General features: G+C 48.3%; 17 protein-coding genes, 1 pseudogene and 1 riboswitch. Of the genes and pseudogenes, 10 read left to right on the top strand and 8 right to left on the bottom strand.

The window, feature by feature from the left end; genetic code table 11:
• The first annotated feature begins 76 nt into the window (after window positions 1-76).
• The gene (locus HII30_RS15965) at window positions 77-2,416 is read left to right on the top strand and encodes a YcdB/YcdC domain-containing protein (RefSeq protein ID WP_211184635.1); all 2,340 of its coding nucleotides are present in this window, start codon (window positions 77-79) and stop codon (window positions 2,414-2,416) included.
• Between the two features lie 191 nt (window positions 2,417-2,607).
• Complete coding sequence (locus HII30_RS15970; RefSeq protein WP_169506045.1) at window positions 2,608-3,750, top strand: transglutaminase domain-containing protein; 1,143 nt, start codon at window positions 2,608-2,610, stop codon at window positions 3,748-3,750.
• Window positions 3,751-3,787: 37 nt separating this feature from the next.
• Here the strand turns inward: HII30_RS15970 and HII30_RS22020 are convergent, their stop codons facing one another.
• The 4 genes and pseudogenes from HII30_RS22020 to HII30_RS15990 all read right to left on the bottom strand — a co-directional run bounded on the left by HII30_RS22020 (window position 3,788) and on the right by HII30_RS15990 (window position 7,575).
• The gene (locus tag HII30_RS22020; protein WP_169506082.1) at window positions 3,788-3,895 is read right to left on the bottom strand and encodes an IS3 family transposase; all 108 of its coding nucleotides are present in this window, start codon (window positions 3,893-3,895) and stop codon (window positions 3,788-3,790) included.
• A pseudogene (locus tag HII30_RS15980) lies at window positions 3,879-4,196 on the bottom strand (IS3 family transposase); the annotation flags it as partial. The pseudogene HII30_RS15980 and the gene HII30_RS22020, both read right to left, overlap by 17 nt.
• A gap of 398 nt (window positions 4,197-4,594) precedes the next feature.
• A complete protein-coding gene (locus tag HII30_RS15985) occupies window positions 4,595-6,043 on the bottom strand; it encodes an amino acid permease (protein WP_169506047.1) in 1,449 nt (482 codons plus the stop codon).
• 110 nt (window positions 6,044-6,153) lie between these two features.
• Window positions 6,154-6,346: riboswitch (Lysine riboswitch) on the bottom strand.
• Window positions 6,347-6,444: 98 nt separating this feature from the next.
• Window positions 6,445-7,575: a virulence factor gene (locus HII30_RS15990; protein WP_169506048.1), complete on the bottom strand. Its 1,131-nt coding sequence runs from the start codon at window positions 7,573-7,575 to the stop codon at window positions 6,445-6,447.
• A 393-nt stretch (window positions 7,576-7,968) separates the two neighbouring features.
• Between HII30_RS15990 and HII30_RS15995 the strand changes: the two genes are divergently transcribed.
• The 4 genes from HII30_RS15995 to HII30_RS16005 all read left to right on the top strand — a co-directional run bounded on the left by HII30_RS15995 (window position 7,969) and on the right by HII30_RS16005 (window position 11,492).
• Complete coding sequence (locus tag HII30_RS15995; RefSeq protein ID WP_169506049.1) at window positions 7,969-9,321, top strand: cytochrome ubiquinol oxidase subunit I; 1,353 nt, start codon at window positions 7,969-7,971, stop codon at window positions 9,319-9,321.
• Window positions 9,318-10,349 (top strand): cytochrome d ubiquinol oxidase subunit II, encoded by a 1,032-nt coding sequence (locus tag HII30_RS16000; RefSeq protein WP_169506050.1) that lies wholly within the window; start codon window positions 9,318-9,320, stop codon window positions 10,347-10,349. Before HII30_RS15995 ends, HII30_RS16000 begins: the two co-directional genes overlap by 4 nt.
• Before the next feature lie 4 nt (window positions 10,350-10,353).
• Window positions 10,354-10,455 carry a cytochrome bd oxidase small subunit CydS family protein gene (gene cydS, locus HII30_RS22025; RefSeq protein WP_425496001.1) on the top strand — a complete coding sequence of 34 codons (102 nt, stop codon included), beginning with the start codon at window positions 10,354-10,356 and terminating at the stop codon, window positions 10,453-10,455.
• A 62-nt stretch (window positions 10,456-10,517) separates the two neighbouring features.
• Window positions 10,518-11,492, top strand: coding sequence for an MBL fold metallo-hydrolase (locus HII30_RS16005; RefSeq protein WP_169506051.1), 975 nt, complete (start codon window positions 10,518-10,520; stop codon window positions 11,490-11,492).
• A gap of 93 nt (window positions 11,493-11,585) precedes the next feature.
• Here the strand turns inward: HII30_RS16005 and HII30_RS16010 are convergent, their stop codons facing one another.
• The gene (locus HII30_RS16010) at window positions 11,586-12,479 is read right to left on the bottom strand and encodes an AraC family transcriptional regulator (RefSeq protein WP_169506052.1); all 894 of its coding nucleotides are present in this window, start codon (window positions 12,477-12,479) and stop codon (window positions 11,586-11,588) included.
• Window positions 12,480-12,665: 186 nt separating this feature from the next.
• Between HII30_RS16010 and HII30_RS16015 the strand changes: the two genes are divergently transcribed.
• Both HII30_RS16015 and HII30_RS16020 read left to right on the top strand, forming a co-directional pair.
• Window positions 12,666-14,624 (top strand): glycoside hydrolase family 127 protein, encoded by a 1,959-nt coding sequence (locus tag HII30_RS16015; protein ID WP_246246534.1) that lies wholly within the window; start codon window positions 12,666-12,668, stop codon window positions 14,622-14,624.
• A 228-nt stretch (window positions 14,625-14,852) separates the two neighbouring features.
• On the top strand, window positions 14,853-16,478 hold the full coding sequence (locus HII30_RS16020; RefSeq protein WP_169506053.1) for an ABC-F family ATP-binding cassette domain-containing protein: 1,626 nt from the start codon (window positions 14,853-14,855) through the stop codon (window positions 16,476-16,478).
• 93 nt (window positions 16,479-16,571) lie between these two features.
• On the opposite strand, the gene HII30_RS16025 is transcribed toward HII30_RS16020, so the two are convergent.
• Window positions 16,572-16,760: a hypothetical protein gene (locus HII30_RS16025; RefSeq protein ID WP_169506054.1), complete on the bottom strand. Its 189-nt coding sequence runs from the start codon at window positions 16,758-16,760 to the stop codon at window positions 16,572-16,574.
• A 279-nt stretch (window positions 16,761-17,039) separates the two neighbouring features.
• Here HII30_RS16025 and HII30_RS16030 point away from each other — a divergent pair, with 279 nt between their 5' ends.
• Window positions 17,040-17,906, top strand: a complete 867-nt coding sequence (locus tag HII30_RS16030; RefSeq protein ID WP_169506055.1) for a cation diffusion facilitator family transporter — start codon at window positions 17,040-17,042, stop codon at window positions 17,904-17,906.
• 195 nt (window positions 17,907-18,101) lie between these two features.
• Here HII30_RS16030 and HII30_RS16035 read toward each other — a convergent pair whose 3' ends face one another.
• Entirely contained in the window at window positions 18,102-18,506 is a 405-nt protein-coding gene (locus tag HII30_RS16035; RefSeq protein ID WP_169506056.1) for a hypothetical protein, read from the bottom strand.
• A gap of 160 nt (window positions 18,507-18,666) precedes the next feature.
• On the opposite strand from HII30_RS16035, the gene HII30_RS16040 reads away from it, so the two are divergent.
• The gene (locus HII30_RS16040) at window positions 18,667-19,239 is read left to right on the top strand and encodes a hypothetical protein (RefSeq protein WP_169506057.1); all 573 of its coding nucleotides are present in this window, start codon (window positions 18,667-18,669) and stop codon (window positions 19,237-19,239) included.
• 100 nt (window positions 19,240-19,339) lie between these two features.
• Here HII30_RS16040 and HII30_RS16045 read toward each other — a convergent pair whose 3' ends face one another.
• Window positions 19,340-19,507 (bottom strand): DUF1328 domain-containing protein, encoded by a 168-nt coding sequence (locus HII30_RS16045; protein WP_169506084.1) that lies wholly within the window; start codon window positions 19,505-19,507, stop codon window positions 19,340-19,342.
• Between the last annotated feature and the right edge of the window lie 126 nt (window positions 19,508-19,633).

The following is a 19,633-nucleotide window of genomic DNA, read 5'->3' on the forward strand; positions in this document are numbered from 1 at the left end:
GGTAAATGTATAGTATGGTATAATTTGTAACGCAATGAAAATCAATGCAAGTATAGTAGTGAAGGGAGAGGGAGTATTGAGTAACACAAGGAATAGAAAGAACGCACTTCGGCTTAAATCCACGGTATGTGCTGTGACGGCCATGTTATGTCTGGTACAACCGGCATGGGGAGCCGGGCTGGGGGATGATGTAAAGAGCAAGCTGGCTGAAGCGGCCGGGGAACCGCAGGCTGTGGTCGATAAAGGTGAACAGGCTGCACCTGAAGGTGCAAAAGTATCGGCCAAACAAGCAGAGCAGAATGTCAGAAAGCTGTTTCCAGTTTTGGATCAAGCCAAAATGAATCGGGCTGAGTACCGGGAGTCCAACCAGGGCTCAAACCGAAGTGTATGGGATCTTCAATGGTCATACCAAAGAGGAAATTCTGGTACCGGATTTAACGCTACCGTCGATGCGGTGACGGGTGATTTGCTCTCTATTCATCTTCCGCGGATCCTTTTCGGGGAGCAGAACAGCGGGGATGCTGAGCTTACCAAGGAGCAGGCGGAGAAATTATCGCTGGAGTGGATTACGAAGAACGTCCGCGGCATTGACATAAAGGAATGGACAAATAGTCAGCCTAACATAGAAAATTATCAATCCCTGTTCAGTCCTGTGACTTATCATTTTTATTTCCAGGGTACTTATGATGGCATTCCGTCTGATGGTGATACGATCCGAATTGCCATGGATCAGCATGGCAATGTAACGATGCTGGACCGCATGCAATCTACTGTGAAACCGGATACGACCAAGCCAGGTATTTCCGCTGAGCTCATCCGTAAACAGTATGAGACTCAGTTTACGCCTGAACTTGTGTACATGCCGGTTTCTTATTCAGGCCGGCAAACCGGACCTTACTTCCTGGCATGGGTGCCGGATGAACGCTCCCAGGCAGCACTGGATGCTGCAACCGGCAAACCTTTTGATGCGGCGGGTGTTTCAAGTGGACGGGTGATCATCGATCCCGTTGATATACTCAGCCAGGCCAAACCATTCCAGCCTGCAGCGAAGCCGCTGACAAGCGGGAAAGAAGCGGCTGGTCTGGTGGAGGCCCACTTTGCCATCCCGAAGAATTATAAACTGGAATCGTCTACCCTTGGAAACCGCTGGAACAGTGAGACGGAAGTCTGGTCGCTGTACTGGGCATCCAGTGATCAGCGGAGAGGCTTGGGCAGCCAGATTTCTGCGGAAGTCAACGCGGCCACCGGACAGATTTATAATGTTCACCAATATACATATCTGGACGTTCAAAGTTCGGATCAAGCGAGTCAGCCGGCTCCGGTGAAGATATCCTCAGAGCAGGCAAAGAAAACGGCGATTGACTTGGTGAAGAAGCTGGTGCCGGACGCAGCCAGGGATTACAAGCTGACAAATATAAACGAACCGATTCAAGAAGCTCAAGAGAAACGTTTTCACTTCAGCTTCAATCGCTACGCAGGTGGTCACAAGATCTGGGGAGAGTCTGTTAACGTCAGTATAGATGGAGAAGGAAAGATAATCGATTTTTATAATTCCTCGAACCTTGATCCCAAGGATCTGCCGAAGGACAGCAAGACGACAATTACTGCAGAACAGGCAAAGAAAGCCTATCTGGATGAAATTGAACTGAAACTGAAATTTGCTCAATACGGCGGCTACTTCAGCGGCAATGCTAACGAGCCTCTGGGCCTTAAGCTGGTTTATGTACCCGTAAACCATAATAATCAAGAATATTTCAGCCAGATCACCCCGCTGGATGCAGTGTCCGGGAAGTGGCGCGAGATTGTAAGCTATGGTGCGGGCTCCGCAGCAGCTGCAGTGGATATTCAGGGTCACACATCATATAAGGCACTGGATAAGCTCCTGAAATTCAGAGTCATTCAGCCGGATCAGGATGGAAAGGTCTATCCGGATGCGGAGCTGTCAACAGGTGACTGGTTTACTATGGCTGCCCGGTCCGTATATCCGGATCTTGAACCGGGAGGCAGCTCGTCCGAGCCATATGGAAATCTTCAGCCGGATTCTCCTTATTACCCGGCTGTACAAATGCTGGTCAGCCGGAACTGGCTTCCCTACACAGCAGAGCCTTCATTCAGCACGGAGCGCAAGCTTACACGGGATGAATTGGCCCTGCGGCTGATGCAGATGCTGAAATACGATAAGCTGTCGCTTTCGTTTAATTCAAATGACAGCATCCCTGGTGCCAGTGATGGGGACGCAGTAAAGAACCGCGGAGCGGTTATTATTGCCGTGAAGCTGGGTCTGCTTCCTTTAGAGGGCGGCAAATTTATGCCTGAGCGCATCGTCACCAAAGCCGAAGCAGCGGAAGTGCTTGTGCGCTTGGCGGCTATGGCAGGTAAAAGCGATAACTTTTTGAACGAGAATTATTACTGGTAGTTTAAACACAAAGAAGTGGCGATTGCAGGAGACTAATCCTGTATTGCCACTTTTTGATTTGTGCAGACGACATGTTCAACGAAGAAGCAGGTAAATCTCTCTTCATTCGCCACAGGAATAAGACTTTTAGATACGAATCAATGTGTTACAATATAAGCAGTGCATACGACGAAGAGAAATGGAGGGATACCATGAAAAGAAACCGCACGCTGCTGACAAAGCTGATGCTCGTTGGAACCTTGGCCGTTACGGTGGCTGCCGTACCGGAATCCACGGAAGTCAGTGATGTGTATGCGACACCTGATAAAACGGTCGTCAAATCCGTCAGTGCCATCCAGCAAAAGCTGCTGGGTGCTATGAACAGCAGGGAATCCACTCTTCGGTTTGTATTTCAAGGCCAGACTAAATCGCTCAAATCTCATCTCAAGGACGCGCTGGACCAAGCGATGGCCAGTGATCCTTACATACACTATACGATTGCCAGCTACAGCTATGATTACCGGGGGACGTCTACATCTGCCGACGTGACAGTTCGTTTGACGTACCGCGAAACGGCAGAGCAGACCCGTTATGTCGACCGTGAGGTCAAACAGATCCTTGCCGAAATTATCAAGCCTGGCATGAACAATCATGAAAAGATTAAAGTCATCAACGATTGGGTTGTGCTTAATCTGAAATATGATACTTCTCTTAAGAAATATACAGCTTACGATGGGCTCAGTACCGGCAGTACCGTGTGCCAGGGTTATTCGCTTTTAACCTATAAGCTGCTGAAAGAGGCCGGGATTCAGAACAAAATTGTGGAAGGCACGGCGTATTCTTCGGTTAATCCCCAAGGACAGCTGCATGCCTGGAACCTCGTCTTGTTAGATGGTAAATGGTATCACCTGGATACAACCTGGAATGACCCGGTCCCTAACCGGGAAGGCAAGGTATCGTATAATCATTATCTGCGAAGCGATGCTCAAATGGCCAAGGATCACTCCTGGACCAAAACCTATCCGACTGCCGGCACCTCCTATCGAGCGACCCTGGGCACTCTGGCTGCGCAGCAATCATCGAAGGCTGCTGTCTACCGGAAGCTGATGAAGGAACTGGAGTATCACCTGCATGATCCTAAATCCATCGTTCGCTCCTACAACGATCTTAAACCTAAGGTGACTGCTGCAAACCGGGAGGGGAAGCATGAATTGGTGTTCCGTTATGACGGAAAAGAAGCCGGTTTAATGGGGCTGCTTCAGGAACTGCAGCGCAAGGCAGGGGTAGGCGCGATCCGGTATTATCATCAACAATTTGAGGACAGTGATGATCTGAAGGTCACCATATCCTGGTGATCCGGATTATCCCTGTCAAGTAGACAGATGAAAAAGACTAAGCAGCCAGCGCGTGTCGGTACTCAATCGGCGCGCGCTGTTTGAGTTTTGCCTGAAAGCGCTGGTAGTTGTAAAAGTAGATGTAATCTTCAACGGCTTGATGGATCTTGAATTACGGACAAATAATAAAAGTGTGTTTTGTCAGAAATATAGGTAATATCCGTCACCATTTTTTGTCCCGGGGCCGTAGCATGAAACTGACGTTTGAGTCGGTTAGGGTACACCACGGATGGTGAATAATTGGATGATTTTCGTTTCTTTCGGATCACGGACTGTATCGACAGTTCTTTCATCAAACGACATACCTTTTTGTGATTGACACGGTAACCTGCTTCCCAGAGAGCTGTTACCATCCGAGGATAGCTAAAATACGGATGTGCCAAGTGAGTAGCCATCATGTGTTCTTTGAGCTCTTGAGAATGTCGTACGAGGGCGCCCTTTTAAGGGACCACTGGAGCCTTTTCGCGTATCGAATTCCTCACCAATTCGATACTTTCTCACCCACGTTTTAAGTTGTGTGCAACTTCGTATTCCCATTTTGTTTGCTATGGCCTGATAACTCGTCGATCCCTCCAGGTAGCTACCGCTCTCCAACCTCGCGCGAGCGGCTTAAGTCTCGCCCGAACGCTGCAATGTATGTGGTTTTCCACATACATCGAGCCACATTCCGCGATCTCTTTGCTGAAGGAACCGAAATGGTTCGTACCCCCAAGCGCATACAGTAAGCAGCAAAAGGGGACCGCCCCACAAAGATCCGAGATCCTTGGAGACAGCCCCCTCTGGGTGTCGAAACGAACAAGATAAACTAATTCACAGGTGACTGGAAGTCGCAGTCCTCCAGCTTGACCATTCTGCTCTTCTTGACCAGACGATACCCAAACCAGATGGCGAAAAATAACGGTACGCTGATATAAGTCGCAAACAGGGTGGACCAGCTGGTATCACCGCTGAAATCGCCTTGGCCGACAATGGCAACCAGACAGAGCACAAAGGCGAATAGTGGGCCAAACGGGAACCACCGTGCCCGAAATGGCAGGTCATTGAGGTCCCGGCCCTGCGCCACATAAGCCTTGCGGAAGCGATAGTGGCTGATCGCAATCGCCAGCCAGTTGATAAAACCGCACATGCCGGAGGCATTCAGCAGCCAGATATAGACGACGCCGTCTCCGAAGAACGAAGCCAGAAAGGCCAGCATACCGACAGATGCGGTGACGATCAGTGCGGCAACGGGAACGCCCCGACTGTTCAAGCGGCTGAGTATTCGCGGCGCCATGCCTTTTTTCGCCATCGCATAGAGCACCCGGGTGGATGCATACATCCCCGAGTTCCCTGCTGACAGCACGGAACTGAGTATTACGGCGTTCATCACGGAGGCTGCAAAGGCCAGACCCGCTTTCTCAAAGACGAGCGTGAACGGGCTGACGCTGATGTCATTAACCCCCGACTGCAGCAGGCTCGGATCGGTGTAAGGTATCAGCAGCCCGATGACAAGGATAGCGAAAATGTAGAAAATCAGGATGCGCCAGAACACCTGACGAATGGCCCGCGGAACGTTCTGGCGGGGATTTTCGCTTTCACCGGCAGCGACGCCGATCAGCTCGGTGCCCTGAAAGGAAAACCCTGCAGCCATAAAGACCCCGACAAGCGCGAAAAATCCGCCGTGCATGGCTCCGCCTTCCAGGTTGAAATTAGTGAATCCGACAGCTTCACCGCCAAGGATGCCGAAGATCATCATGACTCCAATGATCAGGAATATGATGACCGTGGCGACCTTGATGATCGCAAACCAATATTCGGATTCGCCGTACCCTTTTGCCGATAAAATGTTCAGCCCGAACATAATGCCCAGGAAGAGCAGGCTCCACAGGAACGAAGGGCTGTCCGGAAACCAGAACTTGATGATGACGGTGGCAGCGGCCAACTCTGCGGCAATGGTAACCGCCCAGTTGTACCAGAAGTTCCATCCCACGGCGAAGCCGAAGGCCGGGCTTACATAACGGGTCGCATATGTGCTGAACGAACCGGAATCCGGTAAAAAGGTGGCCAGTTCACCAAGACTCGTCATCAGAAAATACACCATCAATCCGACAGCGGCATAAGCCAGAAGGGCTCCACCGGGACCGGCTGAAGCAATAGCGCCGCCGCTGGCAAGAAACAATCCCGTGCCAATGGAACCGCCAAGGGCGATCATCGTCATATGCCGGGCTTTGAAGCTGGGTTTAAGTGAGGTCGCAGGTGCTTTCTTGCGTCTCATGGTATTACACTCCTTCTTTCTGTAAAAAATCCCGTTAAAACAGGGGAGAACAACAAAACAAGGCCGCAGTAATTACTGCAGACCTTGTCAAAATGCAGCATCAATCCATCCACTAAGATAGCACAACACGATCAGGCTCAGTCGCTTGACCGTGACAGTTCCGTCCCTGTTCGGGACCGGCCCCAGCCGGCGGCGCAGGAGTGCGCAGGCCAGCTTCGGCGAAAATGCCTTTCAAGCATGCTTCTACGGCAACTCCTCACCTCGACATGCCTACTCATCACATTCGCAACCTCTACCTCATCATGGCATGATGAGGCTATCCTTTATTCAGTTCCTTAAAGAGAGTCTTAGTATAAGGGATGCATTCAGATAGAATCAATGGTTATTTCTAACACTGCGTGTTACTCTTTGGTCCGCTTCGCCATCTGCTGCCATACGGTGCCGGCAGCTTCTTCACCGGACTCAATTCTCTCCAGCGCCATGCGGGCCTGGAGGCTGACTTCAAATTCCGGATCGGATGAGGCTTCTTCCAGCGCTGGACGCGCTTCCTCGGTGCCGACTTCATACAGGAAGCGGGCAGCGCGCCAGCGGACGATCTTACTGTTGTCCTTCAGGGATTGCATCATGACCGGAGTAGCTGCCGGATCGCCAATGTCTGAGAGGGTGTCGCCCGCAGTCCGGCGCACGGCTGGTGATTCGTCGGACATAGCTTGATACAGCAGCTCCATGGATTGAGGCGTACGGAGATCTCCAAGATAGACAACAGCCATGCGCCGTATTTGCATTTTGTCATCCTTCAGCGCAGCCTGCAGCAGAGGAATATGTCTTTCCTCCGGTTCCAGAACATCAATAGCGGCATAGCGGACACGCCAATCTGGATCCTTCAGGGCAGCTTCCATCTCCTGATCTGTCAGCTGTCGCCGCTGCTCCACGAATTCTTCCTCGGCAGCACCATGGGCAATGGCTTGAGAGACCACCTTGTCCAAGCGTTTCTGAGGATAAGCAGCCTCCAGCTCCTGCTCTACTTCCCGCGCGATATCTTCCAGCTCGCCGTAACGCACACCGTAATCTTTCAGCTTGCGCTCCTTGATCATCGTAGTAGAAGCCACCTGCGTGACCGCCTCTGTAAACCGTTGGGACAGGCCAATTCGTTCCTCCCGGCTGCCGCTTTTTACCCGGATCTGCATCGGAATGCTGCGGAAAAACTGTACGAATACCTCCGCTTCACCAAATGCAGCTTCTTCATCCTCTTCGGTCAGGCCTGCACTGAGGCCTTCCTGTCCGAATTTCTCCTGCACCTCTGCCAGAATTGTCTTCCAGTCGGCATTTCCTTTTCGGTCCAATGCGATAAAGTCCAGGGTATGATAGATGCTTTTCACCCCCGGAATATGAAGCAGCTCGCGGATCCACGAAGGGGCAGAGCGCTCATTCTCCAATGTATAGGTTTTTCGGATTCCCGATTCCAGGGATTCATCAAGATGAAGCTTCATCGAGTTTGGACTCGGGGTAGGCTCTATAAATGTAATTTTCATATGTGCTGTACCTCCTTTTCCTTCATCTCTATATTGTACCTCTTTCAGGGCAGGAAAAAACAGCCCCTGCTTTCTTTCAGTCTTTCGAATGGGGACTTAGATCATTTTTCTAAATTCTCGGATAAAAAGAGGAAGGGATTGTCAAACTGTATACGACAGCAGACATGCTGAGATGAATGGAAGATAAAAGAGTGCTTTCCAAGGAGGTTTAACCTGTGAATGTACAGCAGGAAAAAAAGCTTGCGGCCGTATGCTTTGCAGCAGCAGCGATTATGCTGTACGCCACGGTCAAGGCGTTTATCCGGTATATGCATTATTTTGGCTAGAGCCTAAACGATCCGTTCCTGTTTGCATGGGCGGGTACAGCGATAATCCCTATAAGGAGTGAACATGATGTCTTCTCTGGATCCCGTTCTGATGAGCCGGATATTAACAGCAGTCACGTTATTTGTACATATTGTTCTTGCGACGATCGGTGTCGGCATTCCCGTGATGCTGGCATTGGCGGAGTGGAGGGGGATCCGCACCGGTGATATGCACTACACGCTTCTCGCCCGCAGATGGGCCAGAGGTTACGTGATCACCGTCGCTGTCGGTGTGGTGACCGGCACGGCGATCGGGCTCCAGCTGAGCCTGCTGTGGCCGACCTTTATGCGTGTAGCAGGCAAGGCTATAGCGCTGCCTCTGTTTATGGAGACCTTCGCTTTTTTCGTAGAGGCAATTTTTCTCGGAATCTACCTGTATACGTGGGACCGTTTTAAGAGCAAGTATACGCATTTGCTGCTGCTGATTCCCGTCGCGATCGGATCATCGGCGTCGGCTTTTTTTATTACAAGCATGAACGCTTTTATGAACCAGCCTCAGGGCTTTGAATGGGTCAACGGGGTGTTTACCAACGTGAATCCTTTTATTGCCATGATGAACCCGGCGACACCAAGCAAGGTGGCCCATGTACTGGCTTCCGCATATACGACCAGTGCAGCAGCATTGGCGAGCATTGCAGCCTACAGCCTGCTGCGCGGCAGCAAACACGTCTATTTCAAAAAAGCGCTGAAGCTTACCGTCATCTCCACCTTTGTCTTCGCCATTGCGACTATCACCATCGGCGATTTCTCCGGTAAATTCCTGGCCAAGTTTCAGCCGGAGAAGCTGGCGGCCATGGAGTGGCATTTTGATACGATGACAGAGGCTCCGCTGATCTACGGCGGTGTTCTGGATGAGAACAACGATATCAAATATGCCCTTAAAATCCCTTACGCGCTAAGCATTTTGGCCGGCAACCGGCCAAATACTGAAGTGATCGGGCTGAATGAGTTCCCTGAGGATGAACGTCCCCCGCTTATGATTCATTATTTCTTCGATTTAAAAGTAACCAATGGTGTCCTGCTTGTCCTGATCCCGCTGCTGTACATGTTTCGCAGGAAGCTGCCCGGCAAAAAACCGTATCCTAAGTGGCTGCTAATTGCGATACTCGCTCTGGGTCCATCGGCGATGGTAGCCATCTGGCTGGGCTGGTTTCTGGCTGAAATCGGCAGACAGCCGTGGATTGTCAGGGGATATATGAAAGTGGCGGAGGCGGCCACCACGTCTCCAAGTGTAGGCTGGATGCTGGTGCTGTTTATTCTACTTTATCTGGTGCTGACCGTATCGGCCGTGAAGGTGCTGAGCCGCCTGTTCCGCAACAAGAATGCAGAGGAAGAGTTGAAGCAGCTGGGCTGGGATGAACAGGGAGGGCGGGAATCATGAGTTATGGATTAGCAGCTATCGCGGTGTTATGGACCTTCTTGTTCGGCTATCTCATCATCGCTTCGATTGACTTCGGAGCGGGATTTTTCAGCTTTTACAGTGTGCTGACTGGTCATGAGAACAAAATACACAACATTATTCAGCGTTATCTTTCACCTGTATGGGAAGTGACCAATGTGTTTCTCATCTTTTTTGTGGTGGGGCTGGTTGCTTTTTTTCCCGATGCTGCTTATTACTATGGTACGGCGCTGCTGGTGCCCGGCAGTCTGGCAACCGTCCTGCTGGCGCTTCGTGGAGCTTATTATGCGTACAATACTTATGGTCACCATAAGGAACATAATAAAATATATATGGCGGTGTACGGTGCAACCGGTTTGCTGATTCCAGCAGCCCTGTCCACCATTTTAGCGATCTCCGAAGGTGGAATCATTTACGAATCGGAGGGTAAGGTGGGGCTAAGCTGGGTAAATTTCTTTATGAACCCGTATACGTGGTCGGTCATCCTGCTGGCGCTCGTAAGTGTGCTCTATATTTCCGCGATGTTCTTGTGTTATTATGCGGACCGGGCCGGCGACACCGCAGCTTTTCATGTGGTGCGCGGATATGCGCTGATGTGGAGCGGACCGACCATCGCTGCATCTCTGCTCGCTTTTTTTCAGATTAACCGGCAAAATCCGGAGCATTTTCAATCCATGCTGAACATGAGTTGGATGTTTATCGCCTCCTTTGTATGTTTTTTGCTGGCCGTGTATCTTGTGTGGAAGCGGGAACGCCTGGGGCTCTCGTTTATCTTCGTCATTTTGCAGTTTGCTTTCGCCTGGTATGGTTATGGACGTTCGCATCTGCCGTACATATTGTACAAACAGATCAGTGTGAATGAGAGTATTACCAACGACACGATGGCTGTAGCGATGATCAGTGCATTCGTGTTGGGACTGCTCGTGTTGATTCCGTCTCTGATTCTGCTGCTCAAGCTGTTTCTGTTTAATGCGAACTATGTACAGGGCGAACCTGCGAAGAGGAGGTAAGGGCATGGAGGATTTTAATATTTTTATTGCACCGCTGCTGACCGTTGCAGCATCCGTAGCTTTTATGGTTGTATATGCGATGAAATATAAAGATCCGTCAGAATAAGGGTGTAATTGAAGGGTTTCCTGAAAAAGGGTTAAAATAAAGGTGTGGGAAGGAGGGGGAGCATGCCTAGAATAAGGTATAACAATATTGATAATGTGAGTACGGATAAGACATTGAAACAGTTCAGACAATGGCGTGAGGAGCGGAAGCTGAAGCGAAAAGATTACTCCTACGTCATTCCGAATATGTCGCCGGACCTGGATTATTTACATGGCAACCGGCATGAAACCTCTGTGACCTGGGTGGGACATGCGACTTTCTTTATCCAGTATGAAGGGCTGAACATTGTTACGGATCCGGTATGGGCCAAGCGTATGGCGTTTACCAAGCGGCTGGGGGAACCCGGGATTCCGATTACGGACATTCCACCGCTGGATGTGATTCTCATCTCGCATTCCCATTATGATCATCTGCACGTGGCTTCGATCCGGAAGCTTTACCGGGCTGATACAACTATTGTCGTGCCGGTCGGCCTTCGCAAGAAAATGATGGCCAAAGGCTTTCGGCGGGTCATTGAGATGCAGTGGTGGGAAACCATAACAATCCGGGATGTCGACATTTCTTTTGTGCCCACCCAGCACTGGACACGGCGCACACCATTTGATACGAATACGTCTCACTGGGGCGGCTTTGTACTGGAGCCGCATACCGGAAGCAGGGACGAGACCAGACTGCTGCCCCCGAATCTGTATTTTGCCGGTGACAGCGGATATTTTCCGGGCTTTAAAGATATCGGACGGCGCTTTAACATTCATATTGCACTTATGCCGATCGGGGCCTATGAACCCGAATGGTTCATGACCTCCCAGCACGTTAATCCGGAAGAGGCGCTGCAAGCATTTCTGGATGTGGAGGCCGAGACGATGATTCCGATGCACTACGGAACCTTCAAGCTGGCGGATGATACGGCACAGGAGGCCCTGGAGCGGATGGAAGCAGAACGCGCCCGGCTTGGCATCCAGGAGGAACAGATCCGGGTGCTGAAATACGGCGAAACCTTCAGGGTCGGACCTGAGGAGAGAAGCACCGAGCAATAGCCGGGGCTATGGCAAACAAAAGCGGGACCGCATTCTACAGGCGGTCCCGCTTTTGTACTTATGTGATTGTATTACATTCGACCTTCTTTTTTGTCAATCATTATTCATGTATGTTTTGGTATAAGCCTGTCTGAAATTTGTGGGGGTTATATTCTCATACTTCTTAAACAATTTCATGAAATATTTCTCGTCTGGGATTCCGACTGCTGAAGAGACTTCTTTTATGCTTAACATGCTGCGAGACAATAAATCCTTTGCTTTCGCAATTTTCTGAAGATGGATATATTCTTGCAGATTCATCCCTGTACCTTTTTTAAAATATCGAGAAAGATAAGCTTTGTTGTAATTGAATTTGTCGGCAACCATAGCAACGGTGAGATTATTCAGAGCATGAATTCGTGTCCACTCTATAATTTTTTCAAGGTTCGCTTTTCTTCCATCCTCGTTTTTCAAGATATTAAAATCAGTTATTGTTTGTTCAGAAAGCTCAATGATTAGGGAAGTCAGTAAATAGTAGGTGCTGTAATTGGTATAGTAATTTGATTGTACCGTGTGCAGCAACTGGTGGAATAATATATTTATTCTCTCTATGCTATGAGGTGCCGAGAAGATTGGAATAAATACTTCGTCAGCTTTAGATTGTGAATCAGGATCATTGCGTAAGCACCGTTTTTTTTCATTCATAAGATCAGAATCAATGAATTGATAATCTTGGGGGAAATTAAAATGAAACCAATAAAAGGACAGCCCTTTTTCGCTTTCTCTATAACCTAGATGTGTTACGTCTGGTTGGAGCAGCAGCACATTACCAGGTTTCACTTCGTATTGAACACCGGCCTGTTGAATGTACAGGGTTTGTTTGATTCCAATAATAATTTCGAAGTTATTGATCGTACGTTTAGCGTGTAACCACGGAAGTTCAGAGATAAATTGTCCGCAGGATATAAACTCCAAAGGTTTTGTTATATTTGTTGTGATAAATTGCATGGATCCGTTAAGCCTCCCGGAATAATCCTATCTGAAGCTAGCATAGTTTAATACAAAATAAAGGTCAATATCGTACACCTAATATCACGCTTGAACTACCGACAATGCCAACTCACGGGCATATACTGTAATTATCGAACCAAGTACTTCATAGAAAACTTTATGTACCGTGAGGGGAGAAATTTAATGAACCGTTTAGATTTTAAATCGAAAATGCTGCCTTTGACCGATGTACAAATTAGCGACCCATTCTGGTCAAGATATATTAACCTTGTCCGGGATGTAGTCGTTCCTTACCAATGGAACGCACTTAACGATCTTATTCCAGATGCAGAGCCTAGCCATGCGATTAAAAACTTCAAGATTGCAGCAGGACTTGAAGAAGGCGATTTTTATGGCATGGTGTTCCAGGATTCTGACGTGGCCAAGTGGCTTGAGGCTGCAGCCTATTTGCTTGCTGCTGAACCTGACCCCCAATTGGAGCAAATTGCGGACGAAGTTATTGATATTATCGCTAAAGCCCAATTGGAAGACGGATATTTAAATACGTATTATACATTGAAAGAACCCGGAAATCGGTGGACTAATCTGACTGAATGTCACGAGTTGTATTGTGCAGGTCACATGATCGAAGCAGCAGTTGCTTATTATAAAGCGACAAGCAAGCAGAAGATACTTGATGTGGTCTGTAAATTTGCTGATTATCTCTGCAAAGTTTTTGGTCCGGGGCCGGACCAGCTGAAAGGCTATGATGGACATCAGGAAATTGAATTGGCATTGATGAAGTTATATGAAGTGACTGGAAACAAGGATTATATGAAACTATGTCAGTTCTTTCTTCAAGAGAGAGGGCAGGAGCCGCATTTTTATGAAATCGAGTTCAACAAGCGTGGCGGCGTCACCCATTTCGGTGAGGGGATGACTAAAAATAAAGAATATAGCCAGGCTCATGCACCAATACATAAGCAAGATAAAGCGGTGGGGCATGCAGTTCGGTTTGTTTATATGTGTACGGGAATGGCACACCTGGCTGCTGTCACAGGCGACCCTGAATTGTTTGCATCCTGTGAAAGACTTTGGGACAACATGGAAAAAAAGCAGATGTATATTACCGGGGGGATTGGCTCTCAAAGTCATGGAGAAGCATTTAGCACAGATTACGACTTGCCCAATGACACGGTTTATGCGGAAACATGTGCTTCCGTTGGCTTAGTCTTTTTTGCCCAAAGAATGTTATTGCTGCAAGCCGATCGTCGTTATGCAGATGCATTGGAAAGGTCCTTATATAATACAGTTATAGCCGGGATGTCTCAGGATGGTAAGAGTTTCTTTTACGTTAATCCGCTTGAGGTTCATCCTGACGCTTGCAAAGCTAATCAGAACTACAGTCATGTCAAAACAACTCGGCAGGGCTGGTTCGGATGTGCTTGTTGTCCGCCCAACGTAGCCCGCTTGTTAGCATCGCTCAGCCAATACGTGTATACAGTACGAGAAAGAACTGTATATGCCAACCTTTATATCAGTGGGGAAGCTAAGGTTGACTTGAATGGAAATCAGATTCTTATTAAGCAAGATTCCAATTACCCTTGGGAAGGTAATATTCGTTTTGCCATTAGAGCGGCTCAAGTCACTGATTTCACGTTAGCGCTTCGAATTCCAGCATGGTGCGAGAATGCTTCAGTCTCAGTTAATGGTGTTGAGCAGTCATTGGATGGGCTGATTGTTAACGGCTATGCGATGCTGGAAGGTTCATGGAAGACAGGAGATCAGATTGAACTTGTGCTTCCAATGGAGGTTGCCCGAATGAAGGGCCATCCTTTGGTACGTCAAACGGCAGGAAAAGTAGCTATTCAACGCGGTCCGTTTGTATATTGTTTGGAAGAGATCGATAACGGATCGAATTTGCATCAATTCAGCTTGCCAAGAGATGCCAAGTTTGTAGTAGAGGAAGATCCAGCCTTATTCCATGGCGTACGGACCATTACCACTACCGGAGTAAAACACAATGCAAACGATTGGGGAGAGGAATTGTACAAGCGTGACGCTGTGCTGGAAGAGAGCAAAATAAAGATGAAATTTATCCCGTACTACGCATGGGCTAATCGAGGCGAGGGAGAAATGCGCGTCTGGGTAGAGGATAAATAAGAGCAGGATTTATCAAGAATAAAAATTAGCTAGCGGCTTCGATATGATCATAGGCGGATTAGACAAGAGTAATATCCTGTCTAATCCGCCTGCTTTTGTTTGCACGGAGCGTCACCTGGCCCCTTTTGAAAATATCCCATGTTTTTCTGAACCCAAAGCTTCGTTATAAAGTCTTATTGTGCTATAATGTGCGAAAACCCAATGATGATAAAAGGATGGTAATGCTTAATGATCAGTACAAGCGGCGTAACGCTCCGCTATGGCAAACGAGCACTCTTTGAAGATGTAAATATAAAATTCACCCCCGGGAACTGTTATGGTCTGATCGGAGCCAACGGTGCCGGTAAATCTACATTCCTGAAAATTCTGTCCGGCGAAATTGAACCGAACCAGGGTGAAGTTCATATGACCCCGAACGAGCGGATGGCGGTTCTGAAGCAGAACCATTACGAGTATGACCAGTATCCGGTTTTGGAGACTGTAATCATGGGTCACTCCCGTCTTTATAAAATTATGAAGGAAAAGGATGCCCTGTACGCCAAGGCGGATTTTTCTGAAGAAGATGGCATGCGCGCCGGTGAACTGGAAGGTGAATTTGCTGAACTCAATGGATGGGATGCAGAGCCGGATGCTTCAGCACTCCTGATTGGCCTGGGTATTCCACGTGAGATGCATGACAAGAATATGTCAGAACTCAGCGGTAATGAGAAGGTCCGCGTCCTGCTGGCGCAGGCCCTGTTCGGACGCCCTCACAACCTGCTGCTGGATGAGCCGACGAACCATTTGGATCTGGAGTCCATTCAATGGCTGGAAAATTTCCTGATGGATTATGAAGGCACCGTTATTGTGGTATCTCATGACCGTCACTTCTTGAACAAAGTATGTACGCACATTGCGGATATCGATTTCGGCAAAATCCAGATGTATGTCGGCAACTACGACTTCTGGTACGAATCCAGCCAGCTGGCTCTTCAGCTGCAGCGCGATGCGAACAAGAAGAAGGAAGAGAAGATCAAGGAGCTTCAAGCTTTTATTCAGCGTTTCTCTGCGAATGCTTCAAAATCCAAGCAGGCCACTTCCCGGAAGAAGCAGCTGGATAAAATTACGCTGGACGATCTGCGTCCTTCCAACCGTAAATATCCTTTCTTGAACTTCAAGCCGGAGCGTGAAGCAGGCAAGCAGCTGCTGACGGTTGACGGAATTACGAAGAGCGTAGATGGCGAGAAGGTGCTGGACAACATCAATTTTGTAGTCAATAAAGGCGACAAAATTGCATTTGTCGGCCCGAACAGCCTGCCTAAGACGACGTTATTCCAGGTTATTACCGGCGAAACCGAAGCAGAAGCGGGCGAGTACAGCTGGGGTGTCACCACAACCCAGGCGTATTTCCCGAAAGACAACTCGGAATATTTCGATGGTGTCGATATGAACCTGGTGGAATGGCTCCGTCAATATTCCAAGGATCAGGATGAAACGTTCCTGCGCGGATTCCTCGGACGGATGCTGTTCTCCGGCGAAGAAGCATTGAAGAAAGCGAGCGTGCTGTCCGGAGGCGAGAAGGTCCGCTGTATGCTGGCCAAAATGATGCTCAACGGCGCCAATGTGCTGATTTTCGATGAGCCGACGAATCACTTGGATCTGGAATCGATCACCGCGCTCAACAACGGATTGATCGATTTTGACGGCACCATCCTCTTTACCTCGCATGACCATCAGTTCATTCAGACCATTGCGAACCGGATCATCGAGATTACACCGAATGGTGTGATTGACCGCGTTATGAGCTACGATGAATATCTGGAGAGCGAAGAGGTCAAAGGACTGCGCGAGAATATGTATCCTGTAGAAGTATAGAATTTTATACTATGTTAAAAGAACAAGCACAGGCCGCCCGGTCAGTCAAATGACCGGGCGGCCTGTGCTTGTTCTGCAGCCTCAAACCTGTTTCTAGGAGCCACCTGTACGGCGGCGCTGGTTATTCGGCTTTTTATTGTTCTGACTTTTCATCTTCTGTACACTGCCTGGCTGAAACGAACCCGATTTGCCGGATGCGCCGCCATTTTTTTTCTGTTCCAGCTTCTGACGAATGGCATCAGCAAGATTTACTTTCTTCGGACCGCTTTGTTCTTCTGTCATGAAGGTCTCCCCCTCGGTGTGTATACTTTGTCCTCATTTTATTCGTTTTTAAAACGAACAGCAAGGGTAACAATAAAACTATTGCGGCAGGTTTTTGCTCACATTGAGCACAGGCAACTTATTTTCGCAGTGCTTACAACGTTTTATTTGTCTTACAAGGTTTCCCGGCACCCAGAACGTTGCTCTGGACCCACTAGCAATTCCTTTGCTAGGATGGTTAAAGAAGAAATTGGAACTTGACTGAAAGGTCAGTTAAGCAGTAAAGGAGCGAAACGCATTGTGAAGGCATATGAGGATATTAAAAAAGGAGAGCGCGGAGCTTGGGTCAGCATTGCAGCCTATCTGATTCTTTCTGCGTTCAAGCTGTTCTGCGGATATCTGTTCTCATCCAGCGCTTTGATTGCAGACGGAGTGAACAATCTAACAGACATCGTGGCTTCTACCGCGGTATTGATCGGTTTGCGGATTTCGCAGAAACCGCCGGATAAAGATCATGCCTATGGTCACTTCCGGGCAGAGACCGTGGCGGCATTGGTGGCTTCTTTTATTATGGCCGTCGTCGGCATTCAGGTGCTTGTGGAAGCGGTGAGATCTTTATTTGAAGGAAGTAAGGCTGCGCCGAATTTATGGGCAGCAGGTGTGGCGGGGATCGCTGCCGTGGCTATGCTGGGTGTATATCGTTATAATGCCCGGCTTTCCCGGAAAATTAACAGCCAGGCATTGATGGCGGCAGCCAAAGATAATTTGTCCGATGCGCTGGTCAGTATCGGAGCGGCGGTAGGTATTATTGGTGCACAATTCGGGCTGCCCTGGATGGATACGGTGGCGGCCATAGCGGTAGGCCTGATCATCTGCAAGACAGCGTGGGAAATCTTTCGTGATAGCACACATAGTCTGACAGACGGATTTGATGAAACACGTTTGTCGGATTTTCGGAGTACGATTGAGCGAACCCCTGGTGTAGAAAATATCCGGGATATGAAAGCACGAATTCACGGAAACCATGTGCTGGTGGATGTGGTGATTGAAGTCGATCCGCAGCTGAGCGTAACCGAAGGGCATAAAATCAGCGAATCAATCGAGGAGCGGATGGTGAGAAAGCATAACATTATGAACATTCATGTTCATGTAGAACCCAAGGAATAAGCAGCATACAAAACAAGAAAAGGATCGCATTGACTCGATCCTTTTCTTTCGCATAGCAAGAAAAAAAGGATCGCATTGACTCGATCCTTTTCTTTCGCATAGCAAAGAAAAAAAGGATCGCATTGACTCGATCCTTTTCTTTCGCATAGCAAAGAAAAAAAGGATCGCATTATATGCGGTCCTTTTTGTTCCCATTTACATGTCTACTTTGATCCATGCTTTGCCGAGCCAAGTGTAAATCTCAACCCATTCGCCGCCCCAGATCATTTGTCTCTCCATACCTGTTGTATCTACTTTTTGTGGAGACAAGGCACCCATAATTTTACCGTTAGGCATGTCATAGAAGTATGTTCTCTTCATCAACTGAATAATCTCTGTCGGGTTCATGACAACCTCATCTGCTTTGATGATCGGCTCCTCCATATTTGGAGTTGTTGTTGTGGAAGTACCTTCAATAACTTGAGTATCAGTCGTAGTCGCTTCTGCGTCATACGTTGCAGATACTGGAGTTACTTGACCTTGGATCGGATCTGCCGATGCTGCTGCCGTAAGGGACAAGGCAAGGGCTAAAGCTGCGGTTACACTGACTGTTTTCTTCATGAATGACTCCTCCTCGAGATACTTTGGATGATTTGACAATAACGATATAACCTGTTAGCAGGTAAAATGAACCATTTATTTAGTTATTTTTTTAAACGAGACTTAAAATCATGTAAAATACACCTTGTACATATGTCTTTGGCATGAGAGGAGAATGGGTATGGCACGCCGCAAAAAAAGAAAAAGTACCTTTCTGATCCTGCTGCTCGTCCTTTTGTTAGGTACTGCAGGGGGAGCATGGTGGATTTCACCGACAAAAGATCTGGATTTGGGCTATCGCCCTTTAGATGTGAAGGATAAAGTGCTGAGGATGGTGGAAACCAGAGAGCCTCGGATGTTTCTGAATGCAGATGAGGTTGCACAGCTTAGTAAAAAGAACTTGATCACATACCTGAACACCCATCATGTTGGGGTAGATGTAACAGGGGCTGAGTTTCGAATGCAGGGAAAGCAGATGATCGCGGACATTAATGGAAAATGGGGCGTACTTCCATTCGGTGCACAGCTTGAGTTTCAGATGAAGTCCAGTGGGAGCCATATTGTGTTAGGCCACACGTCTACCAGCGTGAGAGGATGGGAAGTGCCGCAGGGGCTGTTTCATCTACAGCCGATTACCATCTCCTTGAAAGATTACCTTCCAGACATGCTTACGGTCAAAAATATTGAATTTCTTGCGGAGGGGCTGCAGCTGTCTTTCACGATCGACTGGATGAACATTCCTTCATTATTCTAACTTTAAATAAAAAAAAGAGCCGTCCGTTTTGCGGATGGCTCTTTTTTGTACAGCGTATGCATTTGTTAAGAACTTCTTTTATGTGTATGCGCCTGGTTAGCTACATAGACCTCTTGCGGCTGAAGAACAGAGAAATCACGAACAGTACCAGGAAAACGAAGAACATGACTTTTGCGATGCTGGCAACTGCCTCCACGACGATTCCTAAGAACCCAAGCACACCTGCAGCAATCGCAATCAGCAGCAGAATCATGGACCATTTCAACATCATAATCACCCAGCTTTCGAATATTTTAACTGAAAGCACCTGCAGCTTTACGTTATTCGGCTGCCGTGTATGCCAGCGGAATACACAAGGATTGAAGCATTATCCGTTTCATGTCTAGATACCCGT

The sequence above is a fragment of the Paenibacillus lemnae genome, assembly GCF_012933385.1.
Lineage (GTDB): Bacteria > Bacillota > Bacilli > Paenibacillales > Paenibacillaceae > Paenibacillus_AQ > Paenibacillus_AQ lemnae.